This is a genomic window from Gilvimarinus gilvus (genome assembly GCF_030518155.1).
Classification (GTDB): Bacteria; Pseudomonadota; Gammaproteobacteria; order Pseudomonadales; family Cellvibrionaceae; genus Gilvimarinus; species Gilvimarinus gilvus.
This window is the reverse complement of the sequence record NZ_JAULRU010000344.1, coordinates 16,061-37,388: the sequence shown is the minus strand read 5'-3', so window position 1 is coordinate 37,388 and position 21,328 is coordinate 16,061. Positions and strand designations below refer to the sequence as shown.

General features: G+C 51.8%; 17 protein-coding genes. 11 read left to right on the top strand and 6 right to left on the bottom strand.

Annotation, left to right across the window (positions count from 1 at the left end; genetic code table 11):
- The first annotated feature begins 67 nt into the window (after positions 1-67).
- The 3 genes from QWI17_RS05875 to serA all read left to right on the top strand — a co-directional run bounded on the left by QWI17_RS05875 (position 68) and on the right by serA (position 4,537).
- Complete coding sequence (locus QWI17_RS05875; RefSeq protein ID WP_302721582.1) at positions 68-2,398, top strand: methyl-accepting chemotaxis protein; 2,331 nt, start codon at positions 68-70, stop codon at positions 2,396-2,398.
- A gap of 52 nt (positions 2,399-2,450) precedes the next feature.
- A complete protein-coding gene (tsaA, locus tag QWI17_RS05870) occupies positions 2,451-3,179 on the top strand; it encodes a tRNA (N6-threonylcarbamoyladenosine(37)-N6)-methyltransferase TrmO (RefSeq protein ID WP_302721581.1) in 729 nt (242 codons plus the stop codon).
- 128 nt (positions 3,180-3,307) lie between these two features.
- Positions 3,308-4,537 (top strand): phosphoglycerate dehydrogenase, encoded by a 1,230-nt coding sequence (gene serA / locus QWI17_RS05865; RefSeq protein WP_302721580.1) that lies wholly within the window; start codon positions 3,308-3,310, stop codon positions 4,535-4,537.
- Positions 4,538-4,585: 48 nt separating this feature from the next.
- On the opposite strand, the gene QWI17_RS05860 is transcribed toward serA, so the two are convergent.
- Both QWI17_RS05860 and QWI17_RS05855 read right to left on the bottom strand, forming a co-directional pair.
- The gene (locus QWI17_RS05860; protein WP_302721579.1) at positions 4,586-6,406 is read right to left on the bottom strand and encodes a hypothetical protein; all 1,821 of its coding nucleotides are present in this window, start codon (positions 6,404-6,406) and stop codon (positions 4,586-4,588) included.
- Positions 6,407-6,523: 117 nt separating this feature from the next.
- Complete coding sequence (locus QWI17_RS05855) at positions 6,524-7,789, bottom strand: TonB family protein (RefSeq protein ID WP_302721578.1); 1,266 nt, start codon at positions 7,787-7,789, stop codon at positions 6,524-6,526.
- Positions 7,790-7,984: 195 nt separating this feature from the next.
- Between QWI17_RS05855 and QWI17_RS05850 the strand changes: the two genes are divergently transcribed.
- The 4 genes from QWI17_RS05850 (at position 7,985) to QWI17_RS05835 (ending at position 11,787) form a co-directional block, all read left to right on the top strand.
- Complete coding sequence (locus QWI17_RS05850; RefSeq protein ID WP_302721577.1) at positions 7,985-10,015, top strand: protein-disulfide reductase DsbD family protein; 2,031 nt, start codon at positions 7,985-7,987, stop codon at positions 10,013-10,015.
- Positions 10,015-10,620: a redoxin domain-containing protein gene (locus QWI17_RS05845; protein WP_302721576.1), complete on the top strand. Its 606-nt coding sequence runs from the start codon at positions 10,015-10,017 to the stop codon at positions 10,618-10,620. Before QWI17_RS05850 ends, QWI17_RS05845 begins: the two co-directional genes overlap by 1 nt.
- A 112-nt stretch (positions 10,621-10,732) precedes the next feature.
- Complete coding sequence (locus QWI17_RS05840) at positions 10,733-11,326, top strand: DUF938 domain-containing protein (RefSeq protein ID WP_302721575.1); 594 nt, start codon at positions 10,733-10,735, stop codon at positions 11,324-11,326.
- 44 nt (positions 11,327-11,370) lie between these two features.
- On the top strand, positions 11,371-11,787 hold the full coding sequence (locus tag QWI17_RS05835; RefSeq protein WP_302721574.1) for an MAPEG family protein: 417 nt from the start codon (positions 11,371-11,373) through the stop codon (positions 11,785-11,787).
- A 486-nt stretch (positions 11,788-12,273) separates the two neighbouring features.
- Here the strand turns inward: QWI17_RS05835 and QWI17_RS05830 are convergent, their stop codons facing one another.
- The 4 genes from QWI17_RS05830 to QWI17_RS05815 all read right to left on the bottom strand — a co-directional run bounded on the left by QWI17_RS05830 (position 12,274) and on the right by QWI17_RS05815 (position 14,770).
- Positions 12,274-12,537 (bottom strand): Txe/YoeB family addiction module toxin, encoded by a 264-nt coding sequence (locus QWI17_RS05830; RefSeq protein ID WP_302721573.1) that lies wholly within the window; start codon positions 12,535-12,537, stop codon positions 12,274-12,276.
- Positions 12,534-12,776: a type II toxin-antitoxin system Phd/YefM family antitoxin gene (locus QWI17_RS05825; protein WP_302721572.1), complete on the bottom strand. Its 243-nt coding sequence runs from the start codon at positions 12,774-12,776 to the stop codon at positions 12,534-12,536. The genes QWI17_RS05830 and QWI17_RS05825 overlap by 4 nt, the downstream gene beginning before the upstream one ends.
- 204 nt (positions 12,777-12,980) lie before the next feature.
- A complete protein-coding gene (locus QWI17_RS05820; protein ID WP_302721571.1) occupies positions 12,981-14,105 on the bottom strand; it encodes a YaaC family protein in 1,125 nt (374 codons plus the stop codon).
- 98 nt (positions 14,106-14,203) lie between these two features.
- Positions 14,204-14,770, bottom strand: coding sequence for a hypothetical protein (locus QWI17_RS05815; protein ID WP_302721570.1), 567 nt, complete (start codon positions 14,768-14,770; stop codon positions 14,204-14,206).
- Between the two features lie 506 nt (positions 14,771-15,276).
- Between QWI17_RS05815 and QWI17_RS05810 the strand changes: the two genes are divergently transcribed.
- The 4 genes from QWI17_RS05810 (at position 15,277) to QWI17_RS05795 (ending at position 21,326) form a co-directional block, all read left to right on the top strand.
- Complete coding sequence (locus QWI17_RS05810; RefSeq protein WP_302721569.1) at positions 15,277-15,648, top strand: hypothetical protein; 372 nt, start codon at positions 15,277-15,279, stop codon at positions 15,646-15,648.
- Between the two features lie 39 nt (positions 15,649-15,687).
- Positions 15,688-19,254 (top strand): 3-keto-alpha-glucoside-1,2-lyase-like domain-containing protein, encoded by a 3,567-nt coding sequence (locus tag QWI17_RS05805; protein ID WP_302721568.1) that lies wholly within the window; start codon positions 15,688-15,690, stop codon positions 19,252-19,254.
- Between the two features lie 107 nt (positions 19,255-19,361).
- The gene (locus QWI17_RS05800; protein WP_302721567.1) at positions 19,362-20,558 is read left to right on the top strand and encodes a BamA/TamA family outer membrane protein; all 1,197 of its coding nucleotides are present in this window, start codon (positions 19,362-19,364) and stop codon (positions 20,556-20,558) included.
- Between the two features lie 183 nt (positions 20,559-20,741).
- Entirely contained in the window at positions 20,742-21,326 is a 585-nt protein-coding gene (locus QWI17_RS05795) for an LPP20 family lipoprotein (RefSeq protein WP_302721566.1), read from the top strand.
- The last annotated feature ends 2 nt before the right edge of the window (positions 21,327-21,328 follow it).

Here is a 21,328-nt window from a genome sequence, read left to right as displayed (position 1 = left end):
CGTCACTTTGTAACCGAAGCGTCATAAATCCGTCTTATTTTGGTCCCCTTAGCAAAGGAGACGTACTGTGAAAATCTCAACCCGCCTTATGCTCGGTGCATTATCGCTGACCGTCATCGCAGTGATAGGCGCAGCGGGGACTACCGCCTATCTTGCCCTGAATAGCTCATCCAAGTCTATTGAGCAAGCCCTAACCAATCAATTTGAAGCGCTGGCCAATAGCCGCGAAGACGCGATCATCAACCGCATTAGCAGCTATCAGGATATGTTGGCATCTATGGCGAAAGGTCGCTTGGTGCAAGAAGCGGTGTATAGCTTTGTACGCCCATTTGACTCCTACCGCTACGAGGCGGGCATTACCGATAAAGCCGCTCTTAACGACGAATTGCTGCAATGGTACCGCACCGAGTACATCAGCCAGCACCAAAAACGCAGCGGCGCCAGTGCGCCTCCCGTCGACCGTTGGCTGGAAAGCATGACCTATGAAGCCAAATTAATACAACACAACTACCTGCAAACCAACCCGGGCTGGCCAAATGAATTGGCAACCATGAGTGATCGCTCCGACGCCACCATTTATGGGCAGCAACACCGCAAATTTCACTCTAGTTTTCGCGACATTGTTGAGCGCTTTGGTTTGAGCGATTTGATGCTGGTAGATCACTCTCGCAAACGTGTTATTTACTCAGCGAGTAAAGGCGCGCAGCTGGGCACATCACTAACCAAAGGCCCCTTTGCCACGGGCCAGCTGGCAGCTACGGCCAGTCAGCTGAGCGAGCAGCCCCAGCGATTCTCTTTATCCGAGTTCGAGCACGCGCCCTTCGCTTATGACGAACTCATTATGTACTTGGGTATCGGTGTGTACCACGACGCCCACAGCCCAGAACGCCCTGTGGGCTATCTAATAGCGGCAATACCCGCACAGGTTTTTTCTGAATTACTCAGCAGTCAGCAACACTGGCAGGATATGGGCCTGGGGGAAACTGGCGATGTTTACCTGACCGATGGCAATGGCACTGTGATAACCGAGCTGCGCGAATACAGCGAAAACCCCGACCAGCTGGTGCAGCAGCTTGAACAAATTGGCCGGCGCAGCGACGCGGATGCCATTGTCCGTTACGGCTCAACGGCGGGGCACTTTAAACCCGCTACCGATGCGGTGAATTTTGCCCTGAGCGGTTCATCTGGTACCGAGCTGGGCGTCGATTACCTGGCACGTGAACGTTTTACCAGCTGGCAACCCATTCGGTTTGGCAATCGCGACTACGCTCTGATTGTGCAGCAATCCCCCCAAGAGGTATTCGCCAGCCTAAGCCAACTGCGCCAAAAAATTATTACCGGTGTGGCAGGCGCAGCAGTGTTGCTGTTGGCGCTGGCCGCTATAGCCGCCTTTTTTTACTCGCGCTATTTGGCAAACCCCTTAGCGCGCTTAGCCGCCACAATTGACGAGGCAGCACGCCGCCAAAGTTTGGCCGTGGATTTCGAAACGCAACGCAGTGACGAGGTAGGAGACATCAGCCGCGGCCTCAACCAGCTGTTCCGCACCCTGCGCGATACCTTGGCCAGCGTGAACGAGTCAACCGCCCAAACCGCCGACAGCGCCGCGGAAAACGCAAAACTCAGTGCCGCCTGCCAACGCGATGCACAAACCCAACGCCGGGAAATGGGCAATGTCGACGCCATGCTCAACCAAGTTGATGATGCCCTACAAAGCATTCGCACCGAACTGGATTCTCTGGCCGGGCAAACGCAGGATGCCAGCACAGCCGCCCGCACTGGCCGCCACCACATGCAAGATGTCGCCAGCCAGGTCACCAACCTGCAAGCGCAAATCTCCCATTCTGGCCAGTCGATGCAAGAGCTTACCGTTGCCGCTGACGATATTGTCGCTGTGGTGGACACTATTCAGGGCGTGGCCGAGCAGACGAACTTGCTCGCTTTGAACGCTGCCATTGAAGCGGCGCGCGCTGGCGAGCATGGCCGCGGTTTTGCTGTGGTGGCCGATGAGGTGCGCAGATTGTCCGCCAGCACCCACGAAGCCACCGGCGAAATTCAGCAGCTAATTGACCGCCTGCGCCAAACCGTGCAATCCACCGCCAGCGGTTTGGAAACAGAACAAGTCAGCGCCAGCCAGTGTGTGCAATACACCACCACCGCGCAGGGTGCCCTCACCAGCATTCAGGAAACCGTTGAGGCGGTGGAGCGTATTATCGGTGCACTGGCGCAATCATCAGAGCAAGAATGTGAACGCACCCGTACCATGCGCGACCTACTGGCCAATGTACTGCGCACCGTTGAGCATACTGATCAATCTATTGGCAGCATGGCAGACAGCGCCTCGCGCCAACAAGAGGTGGCGCAAACCACTCTTAACACCACTCAACAAATAGCCCTGTAGTGCGAACCAAGATACTCGCCTGGAATGCACTGTGAGCATGTAAAATACGCCGATGACCTATAACTTTGAAGCCATCGGCGTGGTTCACTCTTGCTATACCGAGAAATTTGGCATTCCCCGCCAAAGCGGACTGGCGCCTGCTGCGCGCGCCACTATTGAGCTATACCCGCCCTTTGCCGACCCGAACGCGTTTACCGGGCTCGAGCAAAGCTCGCACGTGTGGGTGGAGTTTATTTTCCACAAGTTTAAACCCGCGCCTTTTCGCCCTCGTATTCGGCCACCGCGCCTGGGGGGCAACCGCACAGTCGGGGTTTTCGCTACCCGCTCGCCCAACCGGCCCAACCGGCTGGGATTGTCGGTGGTGAAGCTCGATAGCATAACCACCCACCAAGGGCGGGTGAGCCTGCAGATCAGCGACCATGACCTGCTCGATGGCACCCCGGTGCTCGATATCAAACCCTATATTCCCTATGCCGATGCCATTCTGCACGCCAGCAATACTCTGGCGCCGGAGCCACCCAAACAGCTGAACGTCAGCTTCAGCCCGGAGGCAATGCGCAACTGCCAGCAACACAGCGACCGCCTACAGCAAGATCTGCAAACCCTGATAACCCAGCTGCTGGCGCAAGACCCGCGCCCGCAATACCAAACCCCGGACCCAGAGCGCCGCTATGCCATGGCGTTGCTGGATGTGGATGTAGCCTGGCACTATGAACTGGCAGAGGGTGAAGCGCCGGAGGTTGTGGTAATTAACGTCGGACGTCGGACGTCTGACGTCTGACGTTTTACACTCCCCGTTCACCACAAACCGTCCCCCTCACCACCCCAATTATGCTATTATCGCCCCCTTTCTTTTCGGGCCACCCTGGCTCCACCTATTCACCCGCCGCTACTGAGGTCTGACCAACAATGGGCAAGAAGTCACTGGACAAGAGCAAGATCAAATTCCTGCTGCTCGAGGGCGTCCACCAAAGTGCTATTGAAGCTTTGCACGCCGCCGGTTACGAGAACATCGAATACCTGAAAACCGCGCTGTCGGAAGAAGATTTGATTGAGAAAATCAAAGACGCTCACTTCGTCGGTTTACGCTCGCGCACCCAGTTAACGCGCAAGGTATTTGAAAACGCCCATAAACTGATCGCCGCTGGCTGCTTCTGCATCGGCACCAACCAGGTAGATTTGCAGGCCGCACAAGAACACGGTGTTGCCGTTTTTAACGCGCCCTATTCCAATACCCGTTCGGTTGCCGAGCTGGTTATCGCCGAAGCGATTCTGATGCTGCGCGGTATTCCGGAAAAGAACATTGTTTGCCACCGCGGCGGCTGGTTGAAATCTGCCGCCGGCTCCTATGAAGTGCGCGGTAAAACCCTGGGCATTATTGGTTACGGCTCCATCGGTAGCCAAACCAGTGTACTGGCCGAATCACTCGGCATGAAAGTTAAGTTTTACGATGTGATTGCCAAGTTGCCACTGGGTAATGCCTCACAGGTTCGCTCGCTGGATAACTTGCTGCAAACCGCAGACATCGTAAGCTTGCACGTACCCGAAACCGGCTCCACCAAAAATATGATCGGCGAGCGCGAGCTGGGCCTTATGAAAAAGGGCGCCATTCTCATCAACGCTTCACGCGGCACTGTGGTAGACATTGACGCACTGGCCACGGCGGTTAAAAACAAACACATTGCCGGCGCCGCTATTGATGTCTTCCCGGTTGAGCCTAAAGGCAATGATGACGAATTTGTAAGCCCTTTGCGCGGCCTGGACAATGTTATTCTAACGCCGCATATTGGCGGGTCCACGCAAGAAGCGCAGGAAAATATCGGCGTGGAAGTGGCCGAGAAATTGGTTCGCTACTCTGACAACGGCACCACCATTACCTCGGTGAACTTCCCGGAAGTGGCGCTACCAGAACACCCGGATGCACATCGCTTACTGCACGTACACGCCAACGTCCCCGGTGTGCTGTCAGCGATTAACAAGGTGTTTTCTGACAACAATATCAATATTTCGTCGCAGTACCTGCAAACCAATGACAAGGTCGGTTACGTAGTACTGGATGTGCACTCGCCCTACAGTGAAACAGCGCTGGAGCAACTGCGCAATATTGAAGGCACCATCCGCTGCCGGGTATTGTTCTAAGACGCAAGGTCATTGACAGCTAGCCTCTCAGCTTGCGGAGGCTAGAATTCAGTTTTTATCTAAATTATCTAGTGTTTCCGATAGTTTAGAAATCTCATTGTCTACAGCACTGCCACTTTCATAAATCAACGAAAAACGCTGACTAGATTCGGCAATGGCGGCCTCAAAGACCTGAGAAACGTCATCATCCAAACCGGATGATGACACCATTTCTCGCAATTCCGAAACCAGATTATCCACCACTCGCTTGGTCTCTTCGGTGTTATACGCGTATTGAATATCTATATTTGTAACACCTAGCCTAATGCTTTCAACTAGTTCATCAAGCTTTTGCAGATGATTCTCGAGCTCAGCGGTAGCCGCAATGTACTCAAACTGTACCGCCGCAAGCGCACTAACTAGGTTAAATAGCCGAAGTAATTCAACCCTCGAGATATAACCATATTCAAAAGCGCTTGAGCCATCGACATACACCTTCATAACATCGCTCGAGAACACAAATATGTTGTTATCAACCTCAATTAGTCCTGAAGAAGCCGATTGCTGAAAGAGCGAATCGAGTTGTTTTTGATCGGAATTCGACCTGTTAATTTCTGCGGTCCAATTCTTATATTTCATAGTTAAAGCGAAAGGAGTGTTCAGCTGACCCAGCACTTGTTGCGTAGCTTTCTTGATGTCAGCATTACTATGAGCCTGGGTGTAGGACAATGCAGCACTAATTACAATGTTATAGATCGGGTCGTCCTTTCCATCGCCATCGCCATCGCCATCGCCATCTAACCTACCATGTAGATAATCTACTTCACTTTCCAATGTGACAATACACGACTCGAATTCCGCAATCACTTTTTCCAACCTGGCTACTTCATCGACGTCGCCATCTGCACCATCAAGCATAGCCTTTTGCAGCGACTTCAGCTCTTTCTTCAGCCCCAGAATCGTATTTCGCTGATCTTTATTATTCTTCCTGAGCAGGCTGACCATACCCCACTTATCACTGTCATTTTTATTCTCTATATCGCCACTAAAATCTTTCAAATAGCCGGAGAACTGGTCAACGTTCTCTTTAAGTGAGCTCACCCTTTCTGAAACATCTTCACTCCCGCCATTAAACCCTTCGCCATTACTACTTTCAATCATCCCTTCTAATACTTCAGTCCAGCGCTCACTTGTCGAATTCAGCGCTTCCATTCTGACGATGGAACTCCTGGCTGCATTGTCTACGTCTGTCGATACCTCTAAAGGAGAAAAGTCCTTCAGGACTTTCTCATAATTTTTTCGGATATTCCTAAGTCTCGCGATTTCGGAAACACAAATTTCATTTCTGGCTTTTAGTGACTCATTGTCTTTTTCGACATCTTTTAAAGCCGTTATTCTTTGCTTAAGTAGATGCGTATTATCCACTTCTTTGGGAGTAGTTTTAGATTCGTTAATGTGCGCCACGAGAGCTGAAACCAATACAGAGAGTTTTTTCTCAAGTATATTCCACTTTCCTTGACTAGCGTTCTCATGCGATGCCTCTTGTTCCGCCTCTAAATACAAGTACCGCAGAGCCGACATGCGGCCCGAAAAAGAATCTGAACCAGAGTAAGCTACATGAGTTTTTCCTGTTTGAGCTGTATAGCGATCTTTAGATTCTTGCAAATAAGACTCAATGGCTAAAATCGGCGACGTATCTTGGGTTTGGGGTAAAGCAGCTCGGCTACTCTTATGCAATGACCTTTCTTTCCTTAAACGGTCATACGCTCCTTTTAACCTAGTCAAACTTTTCTTGTACTGTCGAAGTGCATATAGCAGCATACATATAAGCGCAACAGCGGTTATAGCAAATTGAATTAAGAAGAATAAGGTTATTTCACCAATATACATTATTGTCGCTCCTCAACTAACTAGAGCGTAGCATATAAGCGATTTCTGGACGTTAGGGGTCGTAAAACAACAAGGAAAACCGAGCCGCTACGAGAATTACCTAGCAGGCCGTTGACTTTAGCTTTCCAGCATAAAGGTAATGGGGAAGACAAATTCAAATCGCTCAGCGGTAATCGCATCGGGCAGAGCCGGGTATGGCTCGGCGCTTTTAATGGCTTTTTCAACCGCACGGTCGAGTTGTTTAAAACCGGATTCAAGCAACGGCTGAATGTCTACGACCTCACCTTCACGGTTGATCACCACCCCCATGCGTACGCTGCCGGTTTGCCTTAACTTCATAGCACGGCGCGGATACTCTATTTTTTGGTGCGTTAAGAGCACCAACTGCGCGGTATAATCCTGCAATACCGTTAACGATTCAGCGGAAAAATTAGGTAAGTCCTCTTCCCGCTCTTGCTCTATTTGTACTGGCACATCGATAGCGTGGGGTTCAGCCAGCCCGGTTGCCGCGGCAGGTGGCGTTGTTGCCGGTAACGCGAGGTCAGCGCGCTGCTCTGCACTGTCCTCGGGCTTTGCGTTCGAAGGCAGCTCCCCTGTCGATGTACTTTCTAAAGGGGTAGCCTCCGCCGAATCAACACTTTCAGTGGCAGACTCGGCGACACTAGCGACGGCGCCCTGTGCTTGCGCACTCTCGGCTTCACTGGCCACAGCGCCAGCGACCACTGTTTTTTCCACAGACTGTTTTTTCTCTGACTCTACTTCCGCCACAACAGGCGAAGGCGCCGGCGCCACCCATGCAGCTATTGCCGCGCGACGCTCTTCGGTAGGCGTAATACTTTGGTAGCGGCCCAGGTCTTCGGGCCTATAGTCGCCTAACAGTGCGGCCTTGAATTCGGTGTTAGGAGGCACGGCGCCAACCCAGGCCACCAGCACTAGATTGAAGAAGTTTGCATCATTGATATTGGCTAAACTTTGACCGTTTAGGTAAATATAAACTCCACTGGCATCGGTTTTTTCGCTAATGGTTAGTACATCCGTTGTACGTAAACTGCCTTTCAGACTATTAAAAAAGGTCGCTAACGAGTCAGCACTCGTACGCTGTACATCCGGGTGGGCATTGATAGCGATGCTCTGTAAAAACAGACGAGACAGTTTGCCCGCCGTCATTTTATCTGCGGTGAATTTTATCTCCAGCGCCCGCGCACCAGAGCTCGCCAAGGCTGCTTGAGCGGTGCTGGCACCACCTGGCACATACAATGCCATCAAAAAGGCTTCGCGCTCTAGCTCCACATAGGGCGCAATACCGTTGGGCGCAGACGTCGATTGTGCCGCGCTGAACGTACAATAAAAGCACAGGGCAATAGCCAGAAAATATCGAATCATAACGGCTCAAGGTCAATAAATTGAATATCAGGGGTAGCTTATTATCAAAAAAAGTTATTATCGTTTTATGACAGCACAGTTCTACGCAAAGGCAATTTACTGCTCCCTGCAGCTCTGTGCTTGCTATGGCATGATGGGTGCCATATTTGCTCCGACACTGACACCACGAACGTGAACACTTAACGGATCCGCTCTATGCCCAAGCTCTTCGCCCTATTTTTTGCATTGCTCTTAGCCACTTCTGTGTGTGTCGCGCAACCCAACCTTGGTGAAGATCCGCTAAGCGCGCACGGCGACCATGTCAAAGTCACCTGGCTCGCCCCGCAAAGCCTGGGTGCCGATGGTACAACGACGCTAGGGTTTTATTTTGAGGTAGATCCGCACTGGCATGTGTACTGGCGCAATGCCGGAGACTCAGGTGCGGCGCCACGCTTTGACATCACCATTGATGACGCCAAGGCAGGCCCTATACAGTGGCCATTCCCCAAGCGCTTGCCCATTGAGCACCTCACGAACCTGGGCTATGAGGGCAACACGGCTTATCTTTTTGAGGTCACGCCACAGGTGGGCTCTCAGCAAGTAACCCTCGACGTCAATTTAGAATGGCTGGTGTGCAAAGTGGACTGCATACCAGGCTTTGGCCAAATGAGCCTGAGCTTACCTGTCACCCCCGAAACCCAATGGCGCGAGGAAGACAAAACCATTGTCGACACCTTCAAACAACGCGTGCCGCAGCGCCTTGAAACAAGCCCCTATCAAGTCACAAGCTTATGGCCTTTAGGCGAACAAACTCTGGCACTGTCCATTTCCGCCACCGGACAACAAGCCCCCGATGTTTTCCCCCTAGACGGCAGTTTATTAACAGCGCGCGAACCCAAAACCATAGCCGCAGAAACGGGCTGGGAATTGCACTTTAAGCGCCAACCGGGTGTGGATTTGCCTTCCGACACAGGCTTTGTCATCAGCAATCACGACCAGGCCTGGTCCGCCCCGAAGGTACCTATTGGGTCTGCACCTGTCGCAGCGGCGCCATCGCAGTCCATCGTGCTACTGCTGCTGGCAGCTTTTGTCGGCGGCATCATTTTAAACCTCATGCCCTGCGTTTTTCCGGTGCTGTCCATTAAGTTGTTTGGCTTAATGAATACAACGGCCAGCGGCGGTGCCCGAACTCGCGAAGGCCTGCTGTACAGCGCAGGCGTACTGGCCACTTTCGCCGCTTTGGGAGGATTACTGCTGGCACTGCGCGCCGGCGGTGCGGCCATCGGCTGGGGGTTTCAGTTGCAGTCGCCCATTGTCGTGTTCGCCCTTATTGTGCTGTTTTGGCTAATGGCCCTGGCCTTTAGCGGCGTATTCGAATTTGGCCACAAACTCATGACACTCGCCGGGCATTCTTCCGGCGGCTCATTCGCGACCGGCGTGCTGGCGGTATTTGTCGCCGCTCCTTGTACCGGCCCGTTTATGGGCGCGGCATTGGGAGCGGCTGCGGTCTTGCCGGCCGCGTCGGCGATGGCAATATTTATCGGCTTAGGCGCAGGCTTGGCAGCGCCTTTTTTGCTGCTGTGCGTATCGCCACAATTACTCAACCGCCTTCCCAAACCCGGCCCGTGGATGGACACACTGCGCCAGTTTTTCGCCTTCCCGCTATACGCTACCGTGCTCTGGCTGATGTGGGTGTTAGGAAGAATTATGGGTGACGCTGGCTGGCTATTGGCCGGTAGCGTGTTACTCGCGCTGAGCTTTTGTTTGTGGCTGGGTCAACTCGGGCGTAAAGGCTTACGCCTGTTAGCCTCTATTGTTGCCATAGCGTGTGTAGTCTTTGCGGTAATGCAGTTGCGCGACAACAGCGGTGCTGAAGCAAGTCAAACAAGCGCCAACGTTTGGCAACCCTATGATCAGGCCCGCATCGAGCAGGCGCTTGCACAGGGGCAAGCCGTGTTTATCGACTATACCGCCGCGTGGTGTATTACCTGCCAAGTCAATAAAAAACTGGTTCTCAATACCGAGCACACCACTGAGCTTTTCAGCCAACACGACGTATTAGCAATTAGAGCAGACTGGACCCGGCACGACGCCAGTATTACCGAGGCATTAGCGCAGCTTGGGCGCAATTCTGTGCCGGTATACGCTTGGTATGCAGCAGGCGAAACCACACCCAAGCTCTTGCCCCAATTATTGCAAGAGCGCATGATTACCGAGTTATTCGAACCCACTATAGGAGATCAGTGATGAACATTCTCAAACAAGGTTTACTGGCAAGCATACTGACCGTACCGGCGCTGGCATTTGCCGTTGCCACCCCTGGCGAAGCGGCACCGGATTTTTCCGAGGTAGACGCCACAGGTGAAATGCACGCGCTGTCAGACTATCAAGGCGAGTGGCTGGTACTGGAGTGGTTTAACAAAGACTGCCCCTACGTTCGCAAGCACTATGGCAGCGGCAACATGCAGTCTTTGCAAGAAAAATACACAGCACAAGACGTGAACTGGCTGACCGTTATTTCCTCCGCCGAAGGTAAACAAGGGTACTTAGGACCGGTGGAAGCGCAAAACCAAGCGAAGATTCATAATCTAAACGCCAGTGCGCCTTTCTTGCTTGACCCGGATGGCAATATGGGCCGCGACTATGGCGCAAAGACAACACCGCACATGTTTATCATCAACCCCGAAGGTGATGTTGTTTACGCCGGCGCGATTGACGATAACGATTCCGCCAACCCTGCGGTGATCCCCGAATCCAATAACTACGTTGTAGCCGCACTAGATGCCGCCTTGGCCGGCAAGCCTGTTGCGGAGCCGTCTACCCGGGCTTATGGGTGTAGTGTTAAATACTGATGTCTGATGTCTGATGTCTGATGTCTGATGTCTGATGTCTGATGTCTGATGTTCAAATTATTACGGCCACTTCTCGCGAGTGGCCATTTCTTTTCTATCCAGCGAAATATTTATGACACTTCCCTTTTCTCAGGCTTGTGAGAACAATAAAGATCCTATTCTTGCGGTACTAAAAAGTGCTTTTGCGGACCGCACTCATGTTTTAGAAGTTGGCTCGGGTACGGGGCAACATGCGGTGTATTTTACCGAACATTTGCCGCACCTTATTTGGCAAACCAGTGATCTTCCCGCAAATCATGAGGGCATCAATAGCTGGATTGATGCAAAGCCCAGTGACAACTTAAAACGCCCTATTGATTTTGATTTAAACCAACCGATTTGGCCCGAAGGTATTGATGCGGCTTACTCGGCCAACACAGCGCATATTGTCAGTTGGCCACTGGTACAGAACTTATTTTCGCAAGTGGGAGAAAATTTACCCGTTGGCGGTGTGTTCGCTCTGTATGGACCGTTTAATTATCAGGGAAAATTCACCAGCGAAAGCAATGCAGCCTTTGACCAAATGCTACGTGAGCGCGACCCGAACAGCGGTATCCGTCACTTTGAAGAGGTAGTAGCGCTGGCCGAAACATGTGAGCTAATGCTTAACAAAGACAACCCCATGCCGGCCAACAATCGGCTGTTAGTGTTTGTAAAAATTGAGTAATTAATATTTAGTCGCATACAGACCATCGGCAGAGGTACTAGCTTATGAATTATGACTATTCGTTGACATTTATCGGGACATACATCGCACTAGTCACACTGCTAGTGCAAGCATTGGTGGCCGCCACCAGCAAAGCCAAACAACCGGGCGCCATTCCCGGAAAAATCGATGAGCACCTCTCCCACAACTCTTTTGTTTTCCGCGCCCATCGCACTTTTATGAATTCACTGGAAAACATGCCGCTGTTTATCGGCTCAGTATTTCTCGGTGTTTTTAGCGGAGCGCATGCCAAGTGGTTGGGGATACTAGTAATCACCTATGCTGTGGCACGCATTGTTCATATGATTCTTTACTATGCGATCGCCACGGAAACGAACCCCAGCCCGCGCAGTTACTTTTTTGGGATAGCGCTGTTGGCGCAGATTGGTATTTTGGGTTTGGTGGGGGTTGCGTTGATTTAATTTTGCCCTCTGTCGCTCCTGCGCGTCCATGCGCCCGCGATCTTAGTGAATCCATTCACGTCATCGCCGGGCGGGCGAAGCACTTTTCTGCTTGTCCAGAAAAGTGCTCAAAAGCGGACACCCGGTTCACGGCCCTTCGGCGCGAAGCGCCCGGCCAGTAAGCACAGCTTACTGTCGTTCGGCTACGCTCAAAGCAGTGCTTTGCAAACGCTAGACCTCACCCCTCTTTCCGGCCAATTTTTGAGGGCCGTATCGACACGCCTCGGCCCAGGCCGCCCTCTCTTGCTGTGCAATTCGCCTTGTCCTTGACGCGGCGATACCTGCGTGAACGTCCTGTTCACTTACCCCCAAAAAATAGTCCTCCAATCGGCACGCTCTCAAGGGGAAAGGGTGCCGGATTCTCGCTTCTACTTTTTATTGGAAACAATTCGATCAGTGTCCCATTATTGCATCTTATAGCGGCACTTCGATTTATCGTGCTCTCTTTTATTCATAGTGAGTCCAAAGCCGCAAAACTTTAATCGCTTTGTCCTCTTCTACAACCTGATACACCAGTCGGTGCTGAATATTGATTCTGCGGGAGTAGGCACCAGCCAAATCGCCTACTAGCTTTTCATAAGGTGGGGGTTTGCGGTAGGGATCTTGCTCGATAATCTGCAACAACTCCTGAGCTTTACTCTTAAGGCCCGACGAAGCGAGCTTACGCGCGTCTTTTTGAGCTTGTTTGGTATAGTAGAGCTTCCACGTCACCAATCAAGCTCCTGATCGCACTCGTCGAGCGGTGTATCCATACCTTCACGAACAGACTCACGCATACCGGGCACGGCCAACAAATTGAGAGTCTCGCTTATAGCGTTCCAGTCCTCCTCTGCCAGAAGAACGGCATTTCCCCGTTTCCCAGTGATAACAATAGGTTGATGACTGATCGAGGCCTCATCGATCAAGGCATAGAGCTTGGTACGGGCTTCCGTAGCATTTAATGTGGTCATAAAATCACCTCCAGCCCATAAGCGTACGCCTATACGTACGCCGCGTCAATTAATGAATATAAGCATGCCATTCGGGTCAGGCCTTACATTTTAAGCATGCCATTCGGGTCAGGCCTTACATTTTACACTTTAATGTGAAATGTAAGGCCTGACCCCCATCTACTATTCAGGGTGTTGTGGGGGCTGGAGGCTAGACACCTCCGGCTACCCGATTAAGCTCGTCTCTAGGCACTTCTTAACGTAGTGCGGATAAGAACTAAGAGTATTTCCCAATAAGCTTTCTATCAATGCCATGCAGTGATCATCATGCCCTCTCTGATTAGTACTTCGCCCATTTACTGCATGCATCCATATCTCAGGCCTATACCGAACCAACGAGCTCAATAAGAAAATCCCCATATATAATATCGAGTATTCTGATACATCATGTCCGTCAATGGGATGGATGTATGATTGGTGTCCATCCTCGACGCCCCCTGATAAAGGTGGGAGTATTGCGTCAAATGGTATAATGGCAGCGTTAACACCTCTCTGTTCAAACCTGCCTTCTATCTCAACTAGCGTATCTTCACTAAACTCATTGATTCCCTCGGGGTTTTCATTTTGAAACTGAATTATTGAGCTGTCCCAGCAGCGCTGCGCGCTTAAAAGTAACCATTGATTTAGAAATGGGTATTTTTCGCGCAGACTAGTTACCATTTCTACGAGCGTTTCTCTGCAGTGAAAATATTCCGGTAGGTCAAGCCTCAAATCAACTAGCCCACCATTACGATGGTAAAACGATATAAATTGATTATTAGGATTCTCCCGAAATGTTTTCTCATATAATTTCGAAAGACTTGGGAGTCTAGATGTTATTTCCTTAAAGGTGAGTTCTTTGCCGCATAGCGCGTTTGATTGAACTGTTGGCTTGAATATCTTCAATCTTTCATTTTCATCGCCAAAATAGTTTATGCTCTCTAGACTACATACCGCATCGTTCACATCTTGAAACGTACCACGCTGCTGGACCTTAACGGTTAGATTCTCTAAAAGGGAGTCGGCCAGAGATATGTCCTTTAATCCATGGGCTTGAGACAGCGCACTTATAGATGATCCATTTCTCGCTGCAGCTATTGCTTTAGAGAAACTTACCACACCATAAAATACCTGAAGGGGCCTTATTCCTAGAGGGGAATTTTCTGCCGCCTCAAAAAAGAATCGCCCTTGTTGCAAACAAGTTGAAATTCCAATTGCGACATTAGTATTTGGTGTTCTGCCCGTTGATTCATTCAAAACAGATTTCAAATTGGTTGGGCTTTCTAAAAACTTTATATCATACCAATCCATCGTGATTTCTCAGTCTCCTCTGTTGAGCTTAACGCCAGCCATCACCGGTGACAAAACCGGCGCGAAGCAGAGGTTTTGGCATCCGGTGCATGGCATGGTTATGTTCTTTTCTCGAATTCATGGAAAGCCTGCTGAAAGCGTTTTGCCAAAGAGTCCGGGTCGGCCAACGAGCTCAAACGACTCCCAACATGCTTAGCGAAATCTTCCAGCACGTCCATGCCGTTATCACTCGGAGTTCCTGGCTTTGCAAGCTGTTCTCGTAACGCCCTGAAAGATTTGACTGACAACAGTGACTCCCTGTCCTGATCAGTTATCTGGGCCTCCAATTTGTGCGCCAATTGATTTCTGATCTTATTCAAGCGCCGAATACCACCCGCCAACTCTTGGAGCTCTGGGGAATAATCCTCTATGAGCGCTAATTTTTGCGCAAAGCTTAGCCGAGCTTTATCCGGATTTCCCAAAGCTGGGTTAAATGCTATCAGGCATTCGGTAATGAAGTACTCGACGAAAAGATGCGCCCGAAGAATGCGGCCAATTGCCCCGACATCCTGATTCCACTTTTCGTTAACCCGAGCGAGTTTTTGATCCATCTCTTCATTCAGCTTTTCTTTACCACCAGAAAGCTCAACCACTCGCTTAGCAATGCTTTCATGATCAAATTCCAAGCATCCCCCTTAGAACATAACAGCTAATTCATAGGCATGGTTATATATAGGCATTATGTGTATATTTGGCCAACTGTTCCTATATAGACATGTCTAGATATAAACATGCCCGAAACTTCAGAGGGCAGATGCTCGCTATTGCTAGCAAACCGCTCAGCGGCCTCCCCTGAAAAACAAGCAACTTGGAAACGTAAAATGAAGGGCATGCGTCAATGATTAGATACTACCCTGTTCTGTTCCCAGCCTCCTGGCTACACGACCGTTTTATAGTTGATTTGCGACACAACCATAAACGTATGTTTTGAGTGGAAAATAGTGCCATAAGCTCACCCGTTTGGCAACGGGTGAGCGTCTGATGTCGGACGTCTGACGCTGGACGCTAAAAAATGGCTCTAAGGTCATAAAGCCGCACAACTACAGAACATCCATATACGCGCCCCTGCTACGACGTGCCCTCCCCCATCGTATCCAGCTGAACGTAGGTAGATTTGGGTGGTTAATCGCGCATGGACGCGCGATTAAGGGAAAACGCGTGGGAGCGCGATTTTTTCCGACCGCCCAAATCTGCCGTAGTGAGGGAACCCGAAGGGCTGAGATACGGGGTGTCTTCTTTTGAATCCTTTTCTGGACAAGCAGAAAAGGATTTCGCCCGCCCGGCGATAGAGGGCAAAAATACAAAAGAATATCAGACGTCTGAAATCAGATGCGAAAACACGAAAAGCACCTCGCAACGCCCGGCGACACGGGCCAATAAAAAACAAAGCGCGAAGCACCACCCCACCACCATCAAGAAACGTAAATACCGCCACATCACGCCATTGAAAACGTATTCATTGCCTCTCTCATCGCTGGCACTTATGGCACACTATACTGACTAAACTCAAGCCAATAACAAAAAGCACCTCGGGAGAGCCCCCATGCAACCAACCCTACGCCGCACGACTCTGGCGCTTATCATTGCCGCCGGACCTTTGCTAAGCGCTTGCCAGCCAGACACTTCCAGCGAATCCACCGTTACCAGCCCCTCGATGGATGGCGAGCTGCGGGCGTTTCGCTCGGTGCTTGACGGCAAGCCGCGAATACTGACCCTGCGCCTGGGCGATGAGTTAAGCGCCGCCTACGACACAGACTCAGGCACTTTATATAAGCTGTGGGATGGGCAATTAGAATTTTCCGGTGCGGTGTACGATCAAAAGCACGGCCCCCAGCCAGAGGCACCCGGACGAGAGTACTTGATTAACGAGTCTGCGCAGTGGCAAGGCGATATTGAGTATCGCGGCCATCGATTAAACGGTGATACAGCGATACTGCTGTACGGCAATGACAGTATCAGTATTGAAGAAACTCCCAGCTACACTCTGGCGGGAGAAGCCGCCGCATTAACCCGTACCTTTCAAACCAAAGGCGGCAGCGCTTCTTTAAGTGGCTTAGCACTACCCGAACAATTTTCAGTGAGTGGTGCCGGCTCGATTGATGGCAATACACTGTCGCTCGGCGCGGGCGAAACCGTACTGACCTTACACTACCCGCCACTGCCTGAACAAAATGCCGAAGCCGAACAGGAAACAGCTGAGGTCCACCCGGGCGAGGCGTTGATTGCCGGTAGTGACTGCGCGGCTTGCCACAACCCAGAGGTGAAAACGGTGGGGCCATCTTACGTGGCTATTGCCCAACGCTACGCCAATGAGGCGGGCGCTACCGCCATGCTCGCGCAAAAAATTATTGAGGGCGGCGCAGGCAACTGGGGGCAAGTGCCCATGTCGCCACACATGAGTATGAGCGAGGACGATGCCGCCACCATGGTGGACTACATTTTTACCTTGCAGCCCAAAACTGAACCCGCTTCAACGGGTGCGGGGCCGATGGCACAACCTGCCATTGCGGTAAATCTAAAATCAGACACACCGAGTGTTGAGGGGACTCAACCCGGCGCGCTGTTTTACCAACATTATTTTTCCGGCGACCAGCCCAATGTTGAGGTCATGCGCACGACGCCTCCGGCACTGGCCGCACACAGCGCCCAAGTTCACCTGCCCACGGCAGACGCCTTCGAGCCCTTTAAAGAGCGCTTTGCGTATCAGGTCAAAACCAACCTAAAACTGGATGATCCGCTGGCAACCACCTTGCGCCTAGTCAGTGACGACGGCTCCTATTTGTACCTTAATAATGAACTGGCGATAAACCACTGGGGTTTTCACGGCCCGGACCCGATGGACGCCGACATTAAACTCAGTGCGGGAATACATCCGCTGGAAATTATTTATTTCCAGGGCACCTCCGGTGCGGCGCTTTCCCTGCAGTGGAAAAATCCACAGACGGGCGAGTTTGAAGTGGTACCGGAGTCCATGCTGGTGGTGACCGAGGCGGATGTGCGCATCGTAGAACCTGTGATTACCGACCCCGATATTGTAAAAGCCGTGCCCGGAGATATGCGTGAAGTGGCCGGGGTACACCCATCGTTTGATTTACACCAGGCGCGCCCGGAAGCGTTTGAACCGATGGTGGGCGGGCTTGATCACTTGCCAGACGGCCGCTTAGTTGTGTCCACCTGGGATCCGGAAGGCTCGGTTTATATCGTCTCTAACTGGGACGCTCCAGCCGATCAAATTAACGTAAAACGTATCGCCCGGGGGCTTGCCGAACCGCTGGGGTTAAAAGTCGTTGATGGCGATATTTATGTGCTGCAAAAGCAAGAGCTCACCAAACTGGTGGACCTCAATGGCGATGAAATTGTTGACGAGTACCAACTGGTCGCCAACGACTGGTCGGTGACCAGTAATTTCCACGAGTTCGCCTTTGGCCTAGAGTACCAGGATGGCTATTTTTACGGCGCGCTGGCAACCGCCATTTTACCCGGCGGCGCCAGTGCTGACCCGCAAGCACCCGATCGCGGCCACGCCATTAAAATCAACAAAGACACCGGTAAGGTAGAAACCATTGCCTCGGGCCTGCGCACCCCCAACGGCATTGGCTTTGGCATCGATGGCGGTTTGTTTACCGCGGACAACCAAGGCGATTGGGTACCCTCCAGCAAAATAATCGAGCTGACCGAAGGCGCCTGGTACGGCTCGCGCTCGGTGGACTTCGAAGGCACTGCCAACCTAACCGAAACTCTGCCCGTGGTGTGGCTACCCCAAGATGAAATTGGCAACTCGCCGGGGGAACCGGCACCACTTAATATTGGCCCCTACCAAAACCAAATGATTCACGGCGAGGTAACCCACGGCGGCATTAAACGCGTGTTTGCTGAGCGCGTGAATGGCCGCTTGCAGGGCGCGGTGTTCCGTTTCACCCAAGGGCTTGAAGCGGGCGTTAACCGTTTGCAGTGGGCACCCGATGGCTCGCTTATTATTGGCGGTGTCGGCAACCCCGGCAATTGGGCACACTCCGGTAAAAAATGGTACGGCCTCCAGCGGATGGCTTACAACGGTGAAACGACCTTTGAAATGCTGAGTGTAAGCGCCCGCAGCGACGGTTTTGAAATTACCTTCACCGAACCTGTGGCAACCGGTCAGAACATCACGGCCGATGATTTTGAGGTGATTCAGTGGCGCTATGAACCCACCAGTGAATACGGTGGCCCCAAATTGGATAAGGGCCCACTTGAGGTAGAAGCCTTTGCCCTGTCCGCCGACCGCACCAAAGCACAATTTAAACTGGCGGGCCTGCAAGAAAATCATATGGTGTACTTCCGGGTGAAGCGATCGTTTGTCAGCGAAAACGACAATGAGCTGTGGACGACAGAGGCCTGGTATACCCTAAATGCCATACCAGAGGGTAAACCCGTTGCGATTAACAATGCCTACAGCGTTGAGCACAACACCCTAAGCGACAGCGAACAAGCCGACGGCTGGCAGTTGTTATTCGATGGTAAAACTTTAGAGGGCCTGCGCAATTACAACAGCGATAGTTTAGGCGAGCGCTGGGTGGTCGATAACGGCGCGTTGCACTTAACCGGCCGCACCCCAGAAGATGAAGGCTGGACCACCCCCAACGGCGGCGACGTCATACTGACACCAACGCCTGTGGAAAATTTCGAGCTGCGCCTGGAGTGGAAAGTCGCCAAAGACGGCAACAGCGGTATTATTTATCAGGTGCAAGAAAAGCCAGAATTAGAGTACCCGTACTTAACCGGGCTGGAATATCAACTGCTGGACAATCCCGGTCACCCAGACGGAAAAATAGAGAAACACCGGGCGGCCGACTTGTACGACCTGATCAAGACCAAGTTTGTCTCCGTGCTGCCGGCAGACAGCTGGAACCGCACGCGACTGATCGTCAACCAAGGCAAGATTGAGCACTGGCTCAATGGCTACAAACTGGTGGAAGCTGATACGCAGTCGCCCCAATGGCAGGCGCTGATCGACGCCAGCAAATTTGCCGACTGGGAGCATTTTGCTAAAGCGCCTGACGGGCATATCGTTTTGCAGGATCACGGCGATAAAGTCTGGTTCCGCGATATTAAGATTCGTCCTCTCCCCTGAAACTCATTGGCCCCGGCAACGGGGCCAGCTCCCTTTTACATATTTTCCTGTCGAGCGGCGAACTTTTTCGCTAGACTGACCACTGATGTAATACGCAGGGAATGAGCATGTCTGGTCAAACGAGTTTTACCGTTAAGTGTGCAGCTATAATTTTAGGCGCTTTGGCGCAGGGTGCGCACGCCATCAGCGATGAGTTTATCGACCCCGAAGACGGCATGCTCGATGCCAGTCAATATCTAAGCCAGCGGATGCTGGGCTTTTTGCCGGTGCCCGTCGTTATTACCGAGCCCGCTGTCGGTAATGGCATAGGTCTTATGGGAATATTTTTTCACGAGTCCGAAGCGCAGAAAAAAAACAAAAATCGCGCCGGAATTATCCCCGAAAATATTACAATTGCCGGCGGCTTCGCCACTGAAAATGGCAGTAAGTTTGGCGGACTTGGCCATATAGGGTTTTGGCGCGGTGATACGGTACGCTATAAGGGCGGTATTGGTTACCCGGATATGAACCTCGACTTCTACAGCATTGCCAATCAGAGTCTTAGCAGTCCGATAGAGCTCAATATCAAAGGCCCGGCGATTTTACAGTCACTTATGTTTCGGCTCGGTAAAAGCCACTGGCTTGTGGGCGCCTATCAAACCTATCAGCACATGGAGATGAGCCTGGCCAACGAGCTGGATATCGACCGATTACCCAATGAAGAGCTGAACGACAGGCTGGAAAATTTTCTGGAAAGTCGCCTCGACGTGAGTCAAAACACCTCGGGCCTGGGCCTGGTTGTGGAATATGACTCGCGCGATAACCCGATGAACCCAGAGGCGGGATTCAACTACAAAGTGCGTGCCGTTGACTTTAACGACGCTATTGGCAGCGATTTGGAATACACCCAGTATCAGCTGAGCGGTTTAAATTACTGGAAGCTATCCGACAGCTTTAATTTCGGCTGGCGCCTCAGCTATGAAGGCGTTGAGCCGAAGGGCAACTCACCATTACCCCCCTACGTACTACCCGGCATAAACCTGCGCGGTATCGCCAAGGCACGCTATCAAGATGAGCAGGTAGTAACCACCGAAATTGAGGCGACTTACAAGATTACCCCTCGCTGGCATCTCAAAGGCTTTACCGGTGTCGGCTATACCGCCGCGACGGTCAGTGAGCTTACCAGCGACGCGGACGACGCCAGTAGCATCGGTGCGGGTTTTCGCTACCTGATGGCAAAGCGCTATGGCTTTACCATGGGCCTGGATATCGCCCGCGGCCCAGAAGAAACCGCCTTCTATATTCAAGCGGGCTCCAGCTGGTAGGCCAATCCGGTAACTGGCGCCTGCCCATGGCCCGCTGTGGTTAACATCGGTGGCGCCAGAGGCCACATTCACCTCACCGGTTCATCATTCGGCTAAATATTTCCATCGCCCGGCCGACACCCTGCTATGTGAATACTTTTTATCTTTAATTTGGGCCGTGCGCCCACGTGCAGGGAAATCACCATGTTAAGCCGCCATATTATCGGTACTCTTTTTGCCATCTGCCTGCTATCTCTCAGTGGCTGTGAGCTCATTCACTGTCACGTTTGTGGCGACACCGACAGCGAATACCACACCCAGGAAATCATTGAGCCCGTCACCATCACCGCCACAGGCTACGGTGCCATGAACCCCGAGCTTGCCAGCAACCTGCCGCAACAAAAATTGATGGCGATGCGCGCCTCAGAAGTGGAGGCATATCGAACACTGGCAGAACGAATCCGTGGGGTTGAGGTGGCATCGAACACCAGAGTCGACGACTTCTTTACCGATTTCGATGAGATGAGCGCGATGCTCAATACGCAAATATTGCGAAACGCCCGGATCAGTTCGCAACGCTTGAGCGAAGACGGATATTACGAGACAACTCTGGCGCTGACACTCGGTGAACGTTTCTTTCAGCAGTTTAACTATCACCCGGCTACCAGCACGCGTGAAGCGCAGTACATATACAAACCTGCTACCAGTAAGTACAACAACGAATATCACACTGCGGTGCGCACCAGCACCACGACCGATAGCAATATCGATATGGGCGCAGCGGAGTAATC

Excerpts from the sequence above, each read along its gene's own strand:
- tsaA (WP_302721581.1), top strand. The coding sequence starts at position 2,451 with ATGACCTATAACTTTGAAGCCATCGGCGTGGTTCACTCTTGCTATACC.
- serA (WP_302721580.1), top strand. The coding sequence starts at position 3,308 with ATGGGCAAGAAGTCACTGGACAAGAGCAAGATCAAATTCCTGCTGCTC.
- QWI17_RS05860 (WP_302721579.1), bottom strand. The coding sequence starts at position 6,406 with ATGTATATTGGTGAAATAACCTTATTCTTCTTAATTCAATTTGCTATA.
- QWI17_RS05855 (WP_302721578.1), bottom strand. The coding sequence starts at position 7,789 with ATGATTCGATATTTTCTGGCTATTGCCCTGTGCTTTTATTGTACGTTC.
- QWI17_RS05850 (WP_302721577.1), top strand. The coding sequence starts at position 7,985 with ATGCCCAAGCTCTTCGCCCTATTTTTTGCATTGCTCTTAGCCACTTCT.
- QWI17_RS05845 (WP_302721576.1), top strand. The coding sequence starts at position 10,015 with ATGAACATTCTCAAACAAGGTTTACTGGCAAGCATACTGACCGTACCG.
- QWI17_RS05840 (WP_302721575.1), top strand. The coding sequence starts at position 10,733 with ATGACACTTCCCTTTTCTCAGGCTTGTGAGAACAATAAAGATCCTATT.
- QWI17_RS05835 (WP_302721574.1), top strand. The coding sequence starts at position 11,371 with ATGAATTATGACTATTCGTTGACATTTATCGGGACATACATCGCACTA.
- QWI17_RS05825 (WP_302721572.1), bottom strand. The coding sequence starts at position 12,776 with ATGACCACATTAAATGCTACGGAAGCCCGTACCAAGCTCTATGCCTTG.
- QWI17_RS05820 (WP_302721571.1), bottom strand. The coding sequence starts at position 14,105 with ATGGATTGGTATGATATAAAGTTTTTAGAAAGCCCAACCAATTTGAAA.
- QWI17_RS05810 (WP_302721569.1), top strand. The coding sequence starts at position 15,277 with ATGGACGCGCGATTAAGGGAAAACGCGTGGGAGCGCGATTTTTTCCGA.
- QWI17_RS05805 (WP_302721568.1), top strand. The coding sequence starts at position 15,688 with ATGCAACCAACCCTACGCCGCACGACTCTGGCGCTTATCATTGCCGCC.
- QWI17_RS05800 (WP_302721567.1), top strand. The coding sequence starts at position 19,362 with ATGTCTGGTCAAACGAGTTTTACCGTTAAGTGTGCAGCTATAATTTTA.
- QWI17_RS05795 (WP_302721566.1), top strand. The coding sequence starts at position 20,742 with ATGTTAAGCCGCCATATTATCGGTACTCTTTTTGCCATCTGCCTGCTA.